Origin of the sequence: Mycobacterium sp. E1386 (genome assembly GCF_001672745.1) — a bacterium.
Classification (GTDB): Bacteria; Actinomycetota; Actinomycetes; order Mycobacteriales; family Mycobacteriaceae; genus Mycobacterium.
The window spans coordinates 13,162-29,414 of the sequence record NZ_LZKH01000124.1 but is presented as its reverse complement, the minus strand read 5'-3'; the positions used below and the strand labels follow the sequence as shown (position 1 = coordinate 29,414).

14 protein-coding genes are annotated in these 16,253 nt (G+C 66.6%); 6 read left to right on the top strand and 8 right to left on the bottom strand.

Features of this window, described 5'->3' with window-relative positions; all coding sequences use genetic code 11:
- The 4 genes from A5709_RS13520 to A5709_RS13505 all read left to right on the top strand — a co-directional run.
- A partial coding sequence (locus A5709_RS13520; protein ID WP_231986967.1) for a helix-turn-helix transcriptional regulator occupies positions 1-1,138 on the top strand: 1,138 nt, incomplete at its 5' end.
- A gap of 86 nt (positions 1,139-1,224) precedes the next feature.
- Positions 1,225-1,992: an SDR family oxidoreductase gene (locus A5709_RS13515; RefSeq protein WP_068120332.1), complete on the top strand. Its 768-nt coding sequence runs from the start codon at positions 1,225-1,227 to the stop codon at positions 1,990-1,992.
- Between the two features lie 206 nt (positions 1,993-2,198).
- On the top strand, positions 2,199-2,921 hold the full coding sequence (locus A5709_RS13510; RefSeq protein ID WP_068120337.1) for an SDR family NAD(P)-dependent oxidoreductase: 723 nt from the start codon (positions 2,199-2,201) through the stop codon (positions 2,919-2,921).
- Between the two features lie 109 nt (positions 2,922-3,030).
- Positions 3,031-4,680 carry a multicopper oxidase family protein gene (locus A5709_RS13505; RefSeq protein ID WP_068120330.1) on the top strand — a complete coding sequence of 550 codons (1,650 nt, stop codon included), beginning with the start codon at positions 3,031-3,033 and terminating at the stop codon, positions 4,678-4,680.
- Positions 4,681-4,682: 2 nt separating this feature from the next.
- Here the strand turns inward: A5709_RS13505 and A5709_RS13500 are convergent, their stop codons facing one another.
- From A5709_RS13500 to A5709_RS13465, 8 genes are read right to left on the bottom strand one after another with little or no spacing between them, the layout of a single operon-like run.
- Positions 4,683-5,501, bottom strand: a complete 819-nt coding sequence (locus A5709_RS13500; protein ID WP_068120336.1) for an alpha/beta fold hydrolase — start codon at positions 5,499-5,501, stop codon at positions 4,683-4,685.
- Positions 5,501-6,490 carry a cyclase family protein gene (locus A5709_RS13495; RefSeq protein ID WP_067948537.1) on the bottom strand — a complete coding sequence of 330 codons (990 nt, stop codon included), beginning with the start codon at positions 6,488-6,490 and terminating at the stop codon, positions 5,501-5,503. Before A5709_RS13495 ends, A5709_RS13500 begins: the two co-directional genes overlap by 1 nt.
- Positions 6,478-7,305 carry a coniferyl-alcohol dehydrogenase gene (locus tag A5709_RS13490; RefSeq protein ID WP_068120328.1) on the bottom strand — a complete coding sequence of 276 codons (828 nt, stop codon included), beginning with the start codon at positions 7,303-7,305 and terminating at the stop codon, positions 6,478-6,480. Before A5709_RS13490 ends, A5709_RS13495 begins: the two co-directional genes overlap by 13 nt.
- Positions 7,306-7,325: 20 nt before the next feature.
- Complete coding sequence (locus A5709_RS13485) at positions 7,326-8,630, bottom strand: LLM class flavin-dependent oxidoreductase (protein WP_067948540.1); 1,305 nt, start codon at positions 8,628-8,630, stop codon at positions 7,326-7,328.
- Between the two features lie 2 nt (positions 8,631-8,632).
- A complete protein-coding gene (locus tag A5709_RS13480) occupies positions 8,633-10,372 on the bottom strand; it encodes an FAD-binding protein (protein WP_068120326.1) in 1,740 nt (579 codons plus the stop codon).
- A complete protein-coding gene (locus A5709_RS13475; RefSeq protein WP_068120324.1) occupies positions 10,369-11,286 on the bottom strand; it encodes a 3-carboxyethylcatechol 2,3-dioxygenase in 918 nt (305 codons plus the stop codon). Before A5709_RS13475 ends, A5709_RS13480 begins: the two co-directional genes overlap by 4 nt.
- Positions 11,234-12,952: a bifunctional 3-(3-hydroxy-phenyl)propionate/3-hydroxycinnamic acid hydroxylase gene (locus tag A5709_RS13470; RefSeq protein ID WP_067948546.1), complete on the bottom strand. Its 1,719-nt coding sequence runs from the start codon at positions 12,950-12,952 to the stop codon at positions 11,234-11,236. Before A5709_RS13470 ends, A5709_RS13475 begins: the two co-directional genes overlap by 53 nt.
- Positions 12,952-13,815, bottom strand: a complete 864-nt coding sequence (locus A5709_RS13465; RefSeq protein ID WP_067948548.1) for an alpha/beta fold hydrolase — start codon at positions 13,813-13,815, stop codon at positions 12,952-12,954. The genes A5709_RS13470 and A5709_RS13465 overlap by 1 nt, the downstream gene beginning before the upstream one ends.
- A 127-nt stretch (positions 13,816-13,942) precedes the next feature.
- On the opposite strand from A5709_RS13465, the gene A5709_RS13460 reads away from it, so the two are divergent.
- The gene (locus A5709_RS13460) at positions 13,943-14,620 is read left to right on the top strand and encodes an IclR family transcriptional regulator (RefSeq protein ID WP_068120321.1); all 678 of its coding nucleotides are present in this window, start codon (positions 13,943-13,945) and stop codon (positions 14,618-14,620) included.
- A 14-nt stretch (positions 14,621-14,634) separates the two neighbouring features.
- The gene (locus A5709_RS13455) at positions 14,635-16,251 is read left to right on the top strand and encodes an FAD-dependent oxidoreductase (protein WP_067948552.1); all 1,617 of its coding nucleotides are present in this window, start codon (positions 14,635-14,637) and stop codon (positions 16,249-16,251) included.
- The last annotated feature ends 2 nt before the right edge of the window (positions 16,252-16,253 follow it).

Below are 16,253 nucleotides of genomic sequence, written 5' to 3'. Positions count from 1 at the left end.
CGCCGGCGTTCCAGCGCTCCGCGAGGCAATTGACCGGATTTGCGCGGAAGCGCAAGGCGGAGGTTCTGACGTGATGCGGTGGTTCTGGCAGGCCTTTCCCATCGTCCAGGAATCCGCGGCCCACGAGCTTTGGGACGACGACGCGTGGCACCAGCTGGCGACCCAGGCTGTCCGACTGGCCCGGGACGCGGGTGCGCTGGCCGTGCTGCCGCTTGCCCTGGCCTACCGCGCCGGCGTACACGTGCAGGCGGGTGAGTTCACTACGGCCGCAGCGCTTATCGAAGAGGCCGAAGGTATTGCCACGGCAACAGGCTATGCCCCAATGAAGTATCACTCCCTGACATTGCCGGCCTGGCGTGGTGCCGAGGCCGACGCGTTGAAGCTCATGGAGGCTGCGCTTGCAGACGGGACGACCCGGGGCGAGGGGCGGTTGATCGGGTTGACCGGATATGCGACGGCTGTGCTGTACAACGGCCTCGGTCGCTACGGGGACGCATTTACGGCCGTGCGCCAGGCGTGCGAGCACGAGGATCTGGGCCTATTCGGCTGGTGCCTGGTCGAACTGATCGAGGCGGGCGTCCGCTGCGGTGAGCGCAACGCGGCGCAAGACGCCCTGCGAGAGCTCCACGACCGCACGCACAGCAGCGAAAGTGATTGGGCGGCAGGGATGTTGGCTCGGTCGCGAGCATTGCTGGACGATGACCGGGCGTCCGAAGCGGACTACCGCGAGGCGATCGAGAGGCTTGAGCGCACCAGGATTACCGTGCATCTCGCCCGAGCTCGCTTGGTCTACGGGGAGTGGCTGCGCCGTTGCAATCGTCGTGTCGACGCGCGCGCCGAGTTGCACGCCGCACACGAGATGTTCGCACGAATGGGAGCCGACGGGTTCGCCGAGCGCGCCCGCCGGGAGCTTATGGCGACGGGTGAGAAGGTGAGCAAACGGTCGGCCGCATCAGGAGGCGAGTTGACGGCTCAGGAAGCGCAGATCGCCCGGCTGGCCGGCGAGGGCATGACAAATCCCGAGATCGCCGCCCAACTCTTCATCAGCACTCACACCGTTGAGTGGCACCTGCGGAAGGTGTTCGCCAAGCTCGGGATCAGCTCGCGTCGGCAGCTCCGGGGAGCGACCACGCACTGACTACGGACTTCCAAGGGTTCGAGTGGCCCGCGTCGACGCAATGCTGAATTCGTCAGTTCATCGCACAAATCGGGAGGGCGCGGATTATGAAGGTCTTGGTTATCGGCGGCAGCGGGCTCATCGGTTCGCAGGTCGTCGCCAATCTGACGGAGCTCGGACATGAGGCGGTCTCGGCCTCGCCGCGCTCGGGTGTCGACAGTGTGACCGGCGAAGGCCTCGCCGAGGCAGTCGCGGGTGTTGACGCGGTAGTCGACGTGTCCAACTCGCCCTCCTTCGACGACGACCCCGTGATGCGCTTCTTCACCACATCGACGAAAAACCTTCTTGCCGCGGAGCGCGAGGCCGGCGCGCAGCACCACGTCGCACTCTCGATCGTGGGCGCCGACCGCGCGCCGGACAGTGGCTACATGCGAGCCAAGGTCGCGCAGGAGAAGTTGATCGAGGAATCGGGACAGCCGTATTCGATTGTGCGGGCGACTCAGTTCTTCGAATTTGTCGAGGCCATCGCCGATTCGGCAACCGAAGGTGACACGGTCCGCCTGCCGGTCGCAGCGTTCCAGCCCATTGCCGCCAAGGACGTCGCCGCGGCCGTTACCCGGGCGACAGTCGGCGATCCGACCAACGGCATCACCAATATCGCCGGCCCCGAGAAGCGCGGCATGGACGAATTCATCAGGGCCGCCCTGGCCGCATCCAACGACCAGCGTCAGGTCGTGGGAGACCCCACGGCCAGCTACTTCGGCACCGGGCTCGACGAACACACCATCGTTCCGCTCGACAGCGAGGATCCGACGATCTACCCGACCCGTTTCAGCGACTGGATGGCCGCTCGGGCGCCCAGCGGTGCGCATTAGCCCACCGCGTGTTGGCCGACCGGGGCACCGGCGCGACGACGGCGATACATGCCGCGGGCACCCGGTTGCTTCGCGCGAATGGTGCTGCGCCCGTGCGGCGCGCACCCCGATCGGGACCAAGCAGGTTGATCTATCACCCAGATCGGTGCACGGCTCATCCCCAATCCGCAGGCCGACTGTCCCAACGGTTGTAGGAGATCTCAATGATGGAACTGTTGGACCACAGCGCCGTGATCACCGGGGGCACATCCGGCATCGGCTTTGAAGCCGCAAGGTTGCTTGCCAGTGAGGGCGCGAGGGTCATCATCTCCGGCCGAAACGACGCCAGGGGTGTGCAAGCGGTCGCAACGATTGGTGAGAATGCACGCTTTGTCCAGGCCGACATGGCCGATGCCGAGTCCGTAGATTCACTTGTGCAGCAGTGCGGTGAGGTCGACATCATCGTCAACAACGCCGGCAGCTTCCCGTCGGCCTTGACCGTCGAGCAGGGCATGACGTCCTTCGAGACGATGTTCGACACCAACGTTCGCGGCGCTTACTTCCTGGTCGCTGGCCTGGTTCCGGGGATGTTGCAGCGCGGGCGCGGCAGCATCGTCAATGTCACCACCATGGCGGCGTTCAAGGGGATCGCTGGAGCCTCGGGTTACAGCGCCTCGAAGGCCGCGTTGGAATCACTCACCCGCACCTGGGCCGCTGAGTTCGGGGGGTCCGGCGTGCGGGTCAACAGCGTGGCGCCCGGCCCCACCCGCACGCCCGGCGTCGCTGCGGAATGGGGCGACCTCAATGAACAGCTGGGGCGAGCGTTGCCGCTCGGACGCACCGCGTTCGCGTCCGAGATCGCCGAGGCGGTGCTTTTTTTGAGCTCTCCGCGGTCGAGCTTTGTCACCGGTTCCACGTTGCACGTCGACGGCGGTGGTGCCGCCGTCTGAGCGGGGGCGCCATTCCTACACGGGTTCGGGGTTGGCGATTGCGCTCCGCCAACACCGCGGCACGGTATAAGACAATGGGGTGAGTCGAGGACAAAACGAGGAGCGATCAATGCCCGCGTTACCCACGCCCGGCGCCCCCGTCGACAAATCGCGCCTCACCAGACGCGGATTCATGGCCGCCGGCATCGCGGGCGGATTCGCGTTGGCGGCGTGCAGTCAGTCCAAGCCCGCGCTATCGGGCAACGCCCAGATGTCGGCTGCCATCGCCGCGGCCGAGGCAGCCCGGCCGCATAGCGGCCGCACCGTCACCGCCAGCCTGACCGCCCAGCAGGTCCAGGTCGACCTGGGTGGACCGGTCGTGCGTACCCTGGCCTACGGCAACACCATCCCGGGCTCGCCGATCCGCGCCAGGATCGGCGACGAGCTAGTGGTGACGGTGAGTAACCGGCTCGACCGTCCGACGTCGGTGCACTGGCACGGCATCGCGCTGCGCAACGACATGGACGGCGCCGCCCCCGCCACCCCGAACATCCCTGCCGGCCAAGACTTCACCTACCGGTTCTCGGTCCCGAATTCGGGCACCTACTGGGCCCATCCGCACACCGGCCTGGACGCCGACATGGGCCTATACCTGCCGGTCATCGTCGATGATCCAACCGAGGGCAACTATGACGCGGAATGGATTGTGGTGCTTGATGATTGGACCGATGGCGTCGGAAAGTCGCCGCAGCAGCTCTACACCGAGCTGACCAGCCCGAACAAGCCCGCCCCGTCAAGCGCCCCCGAGACCACCACAACAACCCCGCCGACAACCACGACAACCACGACAACCACGACAACCAGTGAAACCTCGACGACCTCGTCGACCAGTGAAACGTCGACGACGTCGACCAGCCCCAGCACGTCGAGCAGTCCGCCCGCCCCGACACCCGGGGGCGTTGGCAAGAGTGATCTGCTCGGCGGCGACGCCGGGGACATCGCTTACCCCTACTATCTGGTCAACGGCCGAATTCCCGCCGCTCCCATGACGTTCAGCGCGAAGCCCGGCCAGCGTATCCGAATCCGTTTCATCAATACCGGTTCCGACACCACGTTCCGGGTGGCGCTGGGCGGCCATTCGATGACGGTCACCCATACGGATGGCTACCCGGTGGTACCGGCCCAGGTCGACGCCCTGCTCATCGGCATGGCGGAGCGCTACGACGTCATCGTGACGGCGGCCGACGGCGTTTTCCCGCTGGTCGCGCTCGCGGAAGGAAAGAATGCCGTGGCGCGGGCGCTGTTGTCGACCGGGGCGGGCAGCGCGCCCGATCCGGGGTTTCAGCCGCCCGAACTCAACCGACGGGTGGGCACGGTGGAAATGTTCACGGCGACAACGCCCGTCAACCTGGGCCGGCCCCAGTCCGGCCTCAACCTACCGGTCGTATTGGGCGGCAACATGACCCAATACAGCTGGACGATCAATGGAAAGCCCTACAGCGCGACGGAGCCGTTGCACATCCGGGAGGGGGAACGGCCCACCATCACGTTCGACAACGCCACGATGATGTATCACCCGATGCACCTGCACGGCCACACCTTCCAACTGATCAAGCCCGACGGCAGCCCCGGCGCGCGCAAGGACACCCTGATGGTGCTGCCCAAGCAGAAGTTGCTCGCCGTGCTGGTGGCCGACAATCCCGGTGTGTGGCAGTTGCACTGCCACAACACCTATCACCAGGAGGCCGGCATGGAGACTCGCCTCGAATACGTCTTCTAACCTCAGGCGGCGAGGAAGTCGAGCAGCAGCCGGTTCACCGCGGTCGACTGCTCGATCTGCGGGCAGTGGCCGGCCTTGTCGACCACGACCGAACGGGCGCCGTCGATCTCCTTGGCGATCTGCGCGGCCCAGCCGGCCGGAAGGAGCTTGTCGTCTCCGCCCTCGACGATCAGCGTCGGCGCGGTGATGCGCTCGTAGGGCCGGGCGTTCGAGGGCGTGGCGGACGGCGCTGCCCCCGGGCGACGGAACCGGGCCGCGGCGACGGCCTCCCACGCTCCGGGCGCGGTGCTGGACTCATAGCGGCGCCGCACGTAGTCGTCGTCGGCGGGATAACTCGGGTCGTGGAACAGAGCCTCGACGATCCGCCGCATGGCCGGCAACGTTGCGTCGTATTGCTGTAGCGCCTCGAAGTGCTGATTCTGTTGAATTTCGCCGCCCCCGCAGATGATCGTCAGGGTGCGGAGGGGCAGCAGCGGTGTGTCCGAGGTGGCGTCGGTCAGCAGGTTGATGGCGCCCATCGAGTTGCCCACGAAGTGCGCCGAGTCGATGCCGAGCAGCTCGCAGAACCGCGCCACGTGCCGGATCCGCATCCCGCGTCCGTCAACGAAGTCAATGACCTTCGCCGACTGTCCGAAGCCCAGCTGGTCCGGCGCCAGTACTCGGTATCGCGCGGCGAGTGCGGCGATGTTGCGTTCCCAGCCGAGTTCGGCGCTGGCACCGAACTCACCGCCGTGCAGCAACACCACCGGTTCGCCCTCGCCCGCCTCCAGATAGCTGGTGACCAGCCCGTCGACCGTCGTGGTCCTGCGCTGGATCCGCATCATTTGATCGCTATTGGATTCAGTGGCGAACCCACGGCCCCAACGAATCTCAGGGGCGGTGCGACGAGCTGGAATTCGTACACCCCGTCCTCGGCGCAGTCGGCAGCCAGCGCGCCAAGGTCCCAGTACTCGCCGAGCATCATTCCCATGTCGCGCAGAGTCAGCAGGTGGAAGGGCAGAAACACTCCGTCGACACCGGACACCGGGTCTTCGACCTGCAGGTTGTCGGAGGCCACGGCCGCGACCTCGTGATCGTGCAGCCACGAGGCGCACCGCCAGTCCAATCCCGAGTACGGCTCGGTCTTGTTGCCGGTCATGAGAAACCTTGTCCACCAACCGGTTCGGATGAGCACAATGTCGCCGCGTTCGATCGTTACGCGTTGCGCGCGCACGACGTCGTCCAATTCCTCGGGGCTGATCGGGTTTCCGTGTTCCAGGAATACCTCGGCGCCCCGGTGGCGGACCAGGTCCAGCAGCACGCCGCGCGAGGTGATGCCTTTGCCGTCGACCTTCTCGATTCCCAGATGAAAGGCCCCCAGGCTGGTGACCGAGCTCGCCGAGAAACCGTTGTAGAGCTTGTCCTCGTAGTACACGTGCGACAGCGCGTCCCACTGGGTGGCGGCCTGTAACGGCATGATGATCATGTCGTCGTTGAAGCGGAACAGGTTGTCAACGAAGTACGGACCCATCTGCGCCGCCGTCGGATTGCGTCCCCAGCCCGGTCCGTACTGCGGGAGCGAGTTGGCGTCCCCGCCGTCCACCGTCATCACGTGTATCGGATTGTGACGGAACCCGAAGGCGCCCTGCGGGCCTGAGGAGCCGAAATCCACTCCCAGCGGAAACACCTTGCCGCGTCGGACCAGGCCGGCGGCCTGGGCAACCTTTTCCGCGGTGATGAAGTTCAACGTACCCAGCTCGTCGTCAGCGCCCCACCGCCCCCAGTTGGAGACTTCGCGGGCGGCGCGGCGGAAGTCGGTCACGCTGGCCACGGCGCTCCCTCCTCGAGTTCCCGGGCGATGGCGGCGCCGACGTTCCCGCCGTCAACCCACAACACCTGGCCCGAAATATAGCTGGCGGCATTGCTATTCAGGAAGACCAGGGCCGAGGCTTGCTCGGCGGGGCCGGACACCCGCCCCAGGGGTTTGGGTATGTCGTCGAGGAAGGCCTGCCCGTACGCGGTCCGAAGCTGGTCGAGGATCGGGGTTTCGGTGACCCCGGGACCGGTGCAGTTGATCCGGATTCCCCGTCCGCCAAGGGCGGTGGCGCTCCGCATCGTGTAAAGGATGATCGCTTCCTTGGACAGCTGATATCCACCGCCCGCGAGCGCGTCGGAGTGGGCGTGGCACCAGTCGATACCTTCCCGCATGGTCGCGGTGTTCAGTAGCGGCGCCACCGACCGGAGATGGTCGCGGTATGCCGCCGCCGCGAGTGAAGAGACGCTCACGATGGACGACCCCGCCGGCATCTTCGGAATCAGCGCCTCGGTGATGTGCCGCAGCCCAAGGAAATTGATGGTGACGACCAGTGGCGGGTTGCCGATACCCGACGAGACACCGGCGACGTTGAAGAGCGCATCGACGTGCCCGTCGACGGCGGCGACCGCAGCGTCGATGGATCCTTGATCGGCGAGGTCGACGTGGTGGAAGTCGTTGATTCCGAACGCGGGCGGACGTTTGTCCAGCCCGACGACTTCGGCCCCCAACTCCGTGAGCTGGCGCACCACGTGTTCGCCGATGCCCGAGGCGCAGCCGGTCACCACCGCCCTACGGCCGTCATAACGCCACAGCTCGTCGATTCGTCCCAAGACTCAACCGGCTTTCGGTGTCACTTGCCTTGCTGTTCTTTCAACCGCTGGGCCGCCTGGACGCGGCCCTCGTTGATCTCCGCCATGGCTTCGGGGATCTCGCTGGCGGTGAACTTACCGCCCCGACCGGTCGGCAGGCCACCGAACGAATAGTGCTCGTCGAATTGCGGTGCGGTCGATGCCGGCCGCCGCGCCTCCACCTTCTCGATGACGGGCTCCAACCGCTTGGCCTTTTCGGCCACCGCTTTAGCGTCGCGCTCGATGAACTCGGGCAGCACTTCGGAGCCCATCAGCTCGATGGATTCCATGGTGCCCTCGTGGCTGCGCGGGTTGAGCAGCAGAATGATCTCGTCCACGCCGCTTTCTTCGTAACCGCGCAGGAACTCCCGCACCGTGGCCGGTGAACCGATCGCGCCCCGCCCGGGCCCGTACGCCAGCGTCGGGTCCTTCTCGACTTCCTCGAGGTACCGCTGCCAGACCCCGGTCCGGCCGGGGGTGTGCACCCCCGTCATGTAGTAGTGCATGATCCCGAACGAGAAGAAGCCACCGCCCTGCCCCAGCCGTTGCAGCGCCTGCTCGTCGGACTTGGCGACCATCATCGACAGGTCGCCGCCGATGGCCAGGATGTTCGGATTGATCCGCGGGGTAACGGGCACACCGTTCTCTTCGAACTCCTTGTAGTACCCGTTCACCCGCTCGGTCAGCGGTCCGGGTCCGGTGTAGGCGAAACTCAGTGCGCCAATGGCTTTTTGGGCGGCCATCTGCACGCTCGCCGGTCGCGTGCAGGCGACCCATACCGGTGGATGCGGCTTTTGGAGCGGCTTGGGGACGACGTTGCGTGCCGGCATCTGGACGTGCTCGCCGTTGAAGCCGGCGAACGGCTCCTCGATCATGCAGCGGATCGAGACCTCGAGGGCCTCCTCCCACTGGGCTCGTTTGTCAGCCGGATCGATGTTGAATCCGCCGAGTTCACCGACGGAGGACGACTCCCCGGTGCCGAACTCCACCCGGCCGTTGGAGAGCAGGTCGAGCGTGGCGATGCGTTCGGCGACCCGGGCGGGGTGATTGACCACGGGTGGCAGGTGCATGATGCCAAAGCCGAGCCGGATGTTCTTGGTGCGCTGACTGGCCGCGGCAAGGAAGATTTCCGGTGCCGTCGAGTGGCAGTACTCCTCGAGGAAGTGGTGCTCGGTCAGCCACACGGTGGAGAAGCCCGCCTTGTCGGCGGCCTCGACCTCGTCGAGGCACTCTTGCATCATGACGTGCTCGTCGTCGGGCGCCCACGGCCGCGGTAGGGCGAACTCGTAGAACAGCGATATCTTCATTGCTACCTCCTATGAGAATTAAGGGTTCGGTTGGCGGCCTGTGCGGCAAGGTGATTCGCCGCGACGAAGCCGAAGGTCATCGCGGGGCCGATCGTCGCCCCAGCACCGGCATAGCTGCGTCCCATCACCGGTGCGGACGTATTGCCCACCGCATACAGCCCCGGGACCACGGTGTCGTCGTCCCGCAGCACCCGGGCGAATTCGTCGGTACGCAGGCCGCCGGACGTCCCGAGGTCGCCCAGGACGATCCGGAACGCGTAGTACGGTGGATCGCCCAGCGGGTACAGGTTCGGGTTGGGCAGTGTCGGATCGCCGTAGTAGTTGTCGTAGACGCTGTCACCGCGGTTGAAATCGTCGTCGTGGCCCTTGCGGGCGAGTTCGTTGAAACGCCGTGCGGTTTCGGACAAGTTGTGCGCCGGCACGCCGATCCTGCCCGCCATCTCCTCCCACGTCATCGCCGCCTTGACCACTCCCGATTCCAGCCACGCCGAGGGGACCTTGCGGCCGGTGGGCACCGGCGCTCCGGGGATCTTGGGTATCGGCAGATGGCCGCCGATGACATAGCGGTTCCACGACCTGTGGTCGGTGAGCAGCCAACAGGGGATGTGCGTGACTCCGGATTTGTGGCCGTCGATCATGGCGTGACCGAAGTCCATGTAGGGCGCCGCCTCGTTGATGAAGCGCTTGCCGTCGCCGTTGACGATGAACTGTGCGGGCATCATGCGTTCGTTCAGCATGAATTGCATGCGGCCGTCCGGCCATTGGATGGCGGGGAACCACCACGCCTCGTCGAGCAACTCGGTTGCCGCACCGACCTTCTGCGCTGCCCTGATGCCGTCGCCCATGGCGGCGGGGTTGCCGAAACTCCAATCCTGGTCTACCACGGGCAGCAGTTCCTTGCGCCAGGCCAGGTCATGGTCGAAGCCGCCGGACGCCAGGATGACCCCGAGACGTGCCCCGATCCGTTGCGTTTCACCACCCCGTTCCAAAGACACGCCGGTCACCGTTCCGTCGGCGTCGGTGAGCAACTCGGTCATCGGCGAGTCCAGCCACAGCGGGATGCCGCGTTCCCGCATGGCCAGCCGCAGGCGCGCGGCCAGCGACTGCCCGATCGCAGCCATCCGTTCGCCGAACACCCGCGCCCGGACCATCCGCGAAATCAGCTTGAGGAGAACGCCTTTGCCGGCCCACGATTGCCGGATGCGGTAGAAGGTCCGTAGTTCCTTGGGCCCGAGCCAGATTCCCCTCGGGGCCAACGCCAAAGGTTGGAGAAGCTTGTGCTCGTCGGGGCCCAGCCTCCGCAGGTCGATGGGCGGCACGTTGATCGTGCTGCCCAGTTCGGATCCACCGGGCAGTTCCGGGTAGTAGTCGGCGTAACCGGGTTTCCAGACGAATTCAAACCAACCGGAAAGCCGTTCGAGAAATTCGAGCATCTTCGGCGCGGACTCGACGTACTGCCGTATTCGCGCCTCGCTGACCAATCCGTCGGTGATCCGTTGCAGGTACTCGACGACGCTCTCGGGTGAGGGCACGTAGCCCTCCCTGCGCTGTGCGGGCGCCCCCGGCACCCAGATGCCGCCCCCGGACAGCGCGGTGGAGCCGCCGAAGAACGACGACTTCTCCACGACCAGCGCGTCCAGCCCGGCGGATTGGGCGGTCAGGGCGGCGGTCATGCCTCCGCCGCCCGACCCGACGACGAGTACGTCGACGACGTGGTCGAAGCCGTCCTGCCCGCCCGTCATTTCGGCACCGCCGTCCTGATGGCGAACCCTGCGATGAGTTCAGGGGCCGGTTTGTAGTAGCGCCCAACGGTTTCGTACGGCCCGGCGCTCGCCAGCGCGGAGAATGCGGCGATCCAGGTTCTGATTTCCTGGGCGGAGCTACCGCCCTCGTGCGCGACGAACGAGTTCGACCACCGGTCGAGTTCGGGGAGCCAGCCGCCGTCGATGATCTCGAGAAATCGCTGGTCCCACACCGGGTTCAGTGCCTGCAGCTCGCCGTCGCCGGCGGCGAAGCTCTTGGCCGCATCGATCACGGCCGCCTGCCGGGCCTCCCGCTGCTCGGGCGTCATCGGCCGGCCGTGCACGATACGTTCCAGGACCGGCGGCGGTGCGGTCGCCAGTGTCGGCACCGGCGGGCTGTGCGAAAGGCCACCGGATCCCAGCACCAGAACCCGCTTGTTCAGCGTGGCCAGATAGGTGCCGACCGCGGCACCGAGCGCCCGGCAACGATGCAATGGCCCCAGCGGGACGCCGATCGCGTTGATGAAGATCGGTATCACCGGTAGTGCGGTGGCTGCGCCGAGCAGCTTTTCGAGGGGCTGAACGGTCCCGTGGTCCACGTCCATGCAGGCCGAAACCGCGACGTCCACGCCTGCGTCGAGCACGGCTTGCGCGCACTCGGTGGCCAGCCTTTCCGGAACGTCGAGCGGGCCCGCATGGGTGCCGTAATCGCCAACTCCGTTGGCGCTCGTGCCGATACAGAACGGCGGCATCATCTTGTAGAAGAAGCCGTTGTAGTGGTCCGGGGAGAAGATGGCGACGAGTTCGGGGTCGTAGTCGGCGACGAATTGTCGCGCGCCGGCGATCGCGCCTTCGATGTCGTCAAGCAGGTCCTGCGACGGCCCCGGAAGATTCAGGAGCGGGCTGTGCGACATACAGCACAGAGCCAGTGCCACTTTGCGGATCACCCCCTCGCGGCGTGAGCGTGAGTGCCTCAATGAGCGCGGCGCTCAGGTCGGGGGCGCGCTGAGCGATACACGCACCGGCGATGCACCGGTCGGGACGAAGGAACAACACCGATTCCTGGTGGGTGTCGAACCAGGATTTGACCGCACCGTCGCGGTCCCCCACGACCACGACGTCGGGATCGTCGTGTCCGGTCCAATGCAGCTGGGTCAGCGGCCGCAGCGCAATAAACCGGGCGCCCAGGGCTTTCCAGTTCGCGAAGGCGACGTCGCCCAGTATCTTGCGGGGGTTGTTGTTCCAGCAGAGCACGGCGAACCAGTCACCGAGCACGTCGTCCAGCAGCACATTCTGCGTCTCCCGGGTGTCGACCCGGGGCTGGATGAACAGGGTGCCCACCGGCGAATCCGGCCGGCGGGGAGCACTGTGCACGACGGCGCCCTGCTCGTAGCGGGGCATCGGTTTGAACCGCATCTCCAGGACAAAGCGCTTGAGCGACGGCACAATTGACGCCGACCGCACGAGGAGGTCGCGCGCGCCGGCCACCCGTCGGTTGGTGGGCGAAATCACCCGACCCACCATGGTGGAGAGGTCGATCATGGCCCGCGCGTGCTTGCGCCGCTCGATGTCGTAGGTGTCCAGCAGCCTGTCGTCGGCGCGTCCGCCCACGACCGCGGCGAGCTTCCAACCGAGATTGGCCGCATCGCGGATGCCGCTGTTGTAACCCTGGCCCTGCCAGACCGGCATCAGATGCGCGGCGTCCCCAGCCAGCAACAGCCGGCCCTTGCGGAACGCGCCGGCGATCCGCGAGTGATGGGTGTAGACCCGGCGCCGGATCACGTCGACGCGGTCCGGGTGCGGCACCATCCGGGCCAGCATCCGTGTCAGGAACGCCGGATCCTCAGCCTGCTCGTCGGTCTCGTCGGCGTGAATCATGAACTCGAACCTGCGAATTCCGTGCGCAATCGAGATCGAGGCGTACGGGCGTTCGGGGTCGGCGCCGACTTCGCTGTTTGGGTGACCGAGCGGGTCGTTGGCGATGTCGACCACCAGCCAGCGTGTCGACGAAGTAGTCCCGTCGAAAGATACGCCCATCATGCGGCGGGTCATGCTGCGACCGCCGTCGCAACCCACCACGTAACGTGCTCGTAGGCTTGATGTTTCATGGTCACGCGCGCCCCCGAGTTCGACGGTCACCCCGTCGGCGTCGCCCTGACACGCCACCATCGGACGCCCCCACCGCACCTCGACGTGCTCGAATCGTTCCAGCCCGGCCAGCAATTCGGCGTCGACGAGCGGTTGCACGAAACCGTTGCGTTTCGGCCAGCCGAACCGCGCGTCGGGCGGCGCCATTTCGGCAAGCACCCGCCGCTTGGCATCGACGAATCGCAGGATCTGGTTGGGCACCGTGTGCGGCACGATGCGATCGGCCAGCCCGATCGACTGGAAGGTCCGCAGCGCCTCGTCGTCGAGTCCCACCCCACGCGGATAGTCGATCAGCGTGTCGCGCTCGTCGACCACCACCGTGCGGATGCCCTGCAGCCCAAGGATGTTGGCCAACGTCAGGCCGACCGGCCCCGCCCCGACCACGACGACATCGGTCTCGATTCCCGCCGGCTCGCGCCCCGCCTCGACCATCACCGCCCCAGCAGGAAGTCGAGGTGCAAACGGTTGAAGGTCTTGGCGTCTTCGTACTGCGGCCAGTGACCACAGCCGGGCATCACCTCGAAGCGGGCATTGGGGATCATCGAGGCGATGCGGCGGCCCTCGGTCACGTCCGCGGTGGGGTCGTCGCTGGTCCACAGCACCAGCGTCGGCGCCGTGATGGCAGCGTATTCGTCGGGGCCGATGATGTTGCGCGCCCGGATCTCTGGATCCTGCAACGCCATGATGTCGCGCATGGCGTCCACGAATCCCGGCTGACGATAGACGCGTTGGCGGCTGGCGACCAAGTCGTCGTAGCCCTTGGACTTGTCGACCATCAACCACTTGATTCGCGCTTGCACCGTCTCCCAGGTCGGGTCCTCGGCGGCCGCCATGGATAGCGTGATGATCCGCTTCATCACCACCGGGTCGGCCTGGGAGCCGCCGGCGGTGTTGAGGACGAGCCGGTCGACCACGTCGGGATGGTCGATGGCGGCGCGGGCGGCCACCCAACCGCCCAGCGATTCACCGCTGATGCTGGCGCGATTGACGCCGATGGTGCGCAGGACGGCCATCAGGTGCTCGACATAGTGGCGGACTTCCAGCGGGTGACCCGGCTTGCTGGTGTAGCCGTGGCCCAGCATGTCGATCGACCAGGTCCAGAAGTGCTCGGCGTGCGCCCCGAGGTTGCGAACGTACGCCTCGGCGTGGCCACCCGATCCGTGCAACAGCACCAGCACCGGCTTGCCCGGGTCGCCGGCCCGCAGGTAGCGGGTCCGCACACCCCCGGCGTCGAGGTAGCCCTGCTCAAATGCGACGCCCTGGAGATCGCTCCAGATGCTCTCGAACTCCGCCACGGTTCCTCTCTGGCCTTCAGTTCGTGGAAATCGTATTCTCGTTCTTGACGAACTTGGTGTGCTAATATCGCACACGGACGTGCGTTATTAATAGAGCTTCGCTCTCGCGAGGAGGTCTGTCAAGGCTGTGGCAGGTTCGTTGACAGGTTCACAGACGCTGGCCCGGGGGCTGACCGCGCTGCAGATGGTGGCGGACTCCCCCAGTGGGCTCACCGTGCAACAGCTCGCCGAACAGGTCGGGGTGCATCGCACCATCGCCTATCGGCTGCTTTCCACGCTGGCCGAATTCCGTTTGGTGGCAAAGGGAGAGGACGGGCGCTACCGGCCGGCTTCCGGGCTCGCCGTTCTCGGCGCATCGTTCGACCGCAATGTGCGCCAGGTCAGCCTGCCGATCCTGCGCGCGCTGGCCGACGAGCTCGGCACCACGGTGTCGTTGCTCATCGCCGAGGGCGACCAGCAGGTTGCGATCGCGGTCATCGTGCCGAGCCATGTCGCCTACCAACTGTCCTTCCACGAAGGAAGTCGGTACCCGCTCGAACGGGGTGCGGCCGGAATCGCCTTGCTCGCGAGCATGCCGCCGCGCCCCGGGGAACGAGACCTGGTCACCCGCGCTCGCGAGAGCGGCTGGGTGAGCACGTACGGGGAGATCGAGCCGAACACCTATGGCCTGGCCGTGGCGGTGCGCCGCCACCCGCCCTCCCCACCCACGTGCATCAACCTCATCTCCCACCGGGAAGACGTCGTGATGCGTGGAAAAGATGCGGTCGTCAAAGCCGCGAAGCAGTTGTCCGAGCTGCTGGGCTGAAGGGATAACGATCAATGTCGTGGGACACGCAAGTCGACGTCGTCGTGCTCGGCAGTGGCGGCGCCGGGCTCACCGCCGCCCTCGCCGCCGCCGCATCCGGGGCCTCGGTGGAGGTCTTCGAGAAGGCGCCGACCGTCGGGGGGACCACCGCGGTGTCGGGTGGCGTCGTGTGGATCCCGGCCCATAACCGTTCGCCCGACGGCGAATTGACGCCCGCCGACGCGTTGCGATACCTGCGCGCGCAGTCCCTGGGCTCGATGGACGACGAACTGGTCGAGACATTCGTGCACACCGGCCCGGCGATGCTCGACTTCGTCGAGGCACACAGCGGTCTGCGCTTCGAGATCGCCACCGGCTTCCCCGACTATCGGCCCGAATTGCCGGGAGGCCAACCGGCCGGCGGCCGTTCGCTGACTGCCGCTCCCTTCGATCTGGCGCAGTTGGGCGAGTGGGCCACTCGGATCACGTCGTTTCCCGCCGACTGGTCCAACGTCGGGTTCGATGCCGAGACCAGGGCGCGTCTGCACGCGGCGATCGACGAACGAACCAGTCACCTGTGCGTCGCAGGCACGGCGCTGATCGCGGGGCTCCTCAAGGGACTGCTGGATGCCGGCGTCACCCCGCACACCCATGCGCGGGCAGAGCGACTCATCGCCGAGGACGGAGAAATCACCGGTGCGCGGATCGGACTCCAAGGACGCACGTTCGACGTTCGCGCCCGGCACGGCGTCATCCTGGGCACCGGCGGCTTCGAGTGGGATCCCGCTCTCGCGCAGGCCTTTCTGCGTGGCCCGATGCACGGCGCGGTCTCGCCGCCCAACAACACCGGGGACGGCTTGCGCATGGCGATGGCACAGGGCGCGGACCTGGCGAACATGGGCGAGGCCTGGTGGGTGCCGATCGTCCAAATCCCCGGCGACACCATCGAAGGCAAGCCACGCAGCCGCAGCGTACGGCTGGAACGGACGCGGCCCAGGAGCATCATCGTCAACTCGGCGGGCCGCCGCTTTGTCAACGAGGCCTGCGACTACAACTCCATGGCCGGCGCATTCCACTACCTCGATCCCCGCGGCGGGTACGTCAACGGCCGCGCGTGGATGGTGTTCGATTCAATTCACCTGCAGCGCTACGGATTCCTGGGCATCGAACCGGGACAGCCCGTTCCGGACTGGTTCTGCGAGTCGGCGAACCTCGCCGAGCTGGCCGCCAAGACCGGCATCGACGCCGACGGCTTGACGCGCACCGTCGAGGCCTGGAACCGCCACGTGGCCGCCGGCGCCGATCCCGACTTCGGGCGCGGCTCCAGCGCCTACGACGGTTACTGGGGCGACGACAGCGCGACCACCCTGGCCGGCAAAACCCTCGGCCCGATCGACACCGCGCCCTTCTACGCGGTGCCGGTGTGCATCGGCGCGATGGGCACCAAGGGCGGTCCGCGCACCGATCGCGACGGGCGCGTGCTGCATGTGAGCGGTGAGCCGATCCCGGGTCTTTACGCCGCGGGCAACGCGATGGGCGGCGTGACCGGACGTGCTTACGGCGGCGCCGGCGGGACATTGGGTCCCGCAATGGTTTTCGGTTATCGCGCGGGTTACGCGGCCGCCACGGGAAAGTCCGTCGACCTGAAGTAGCG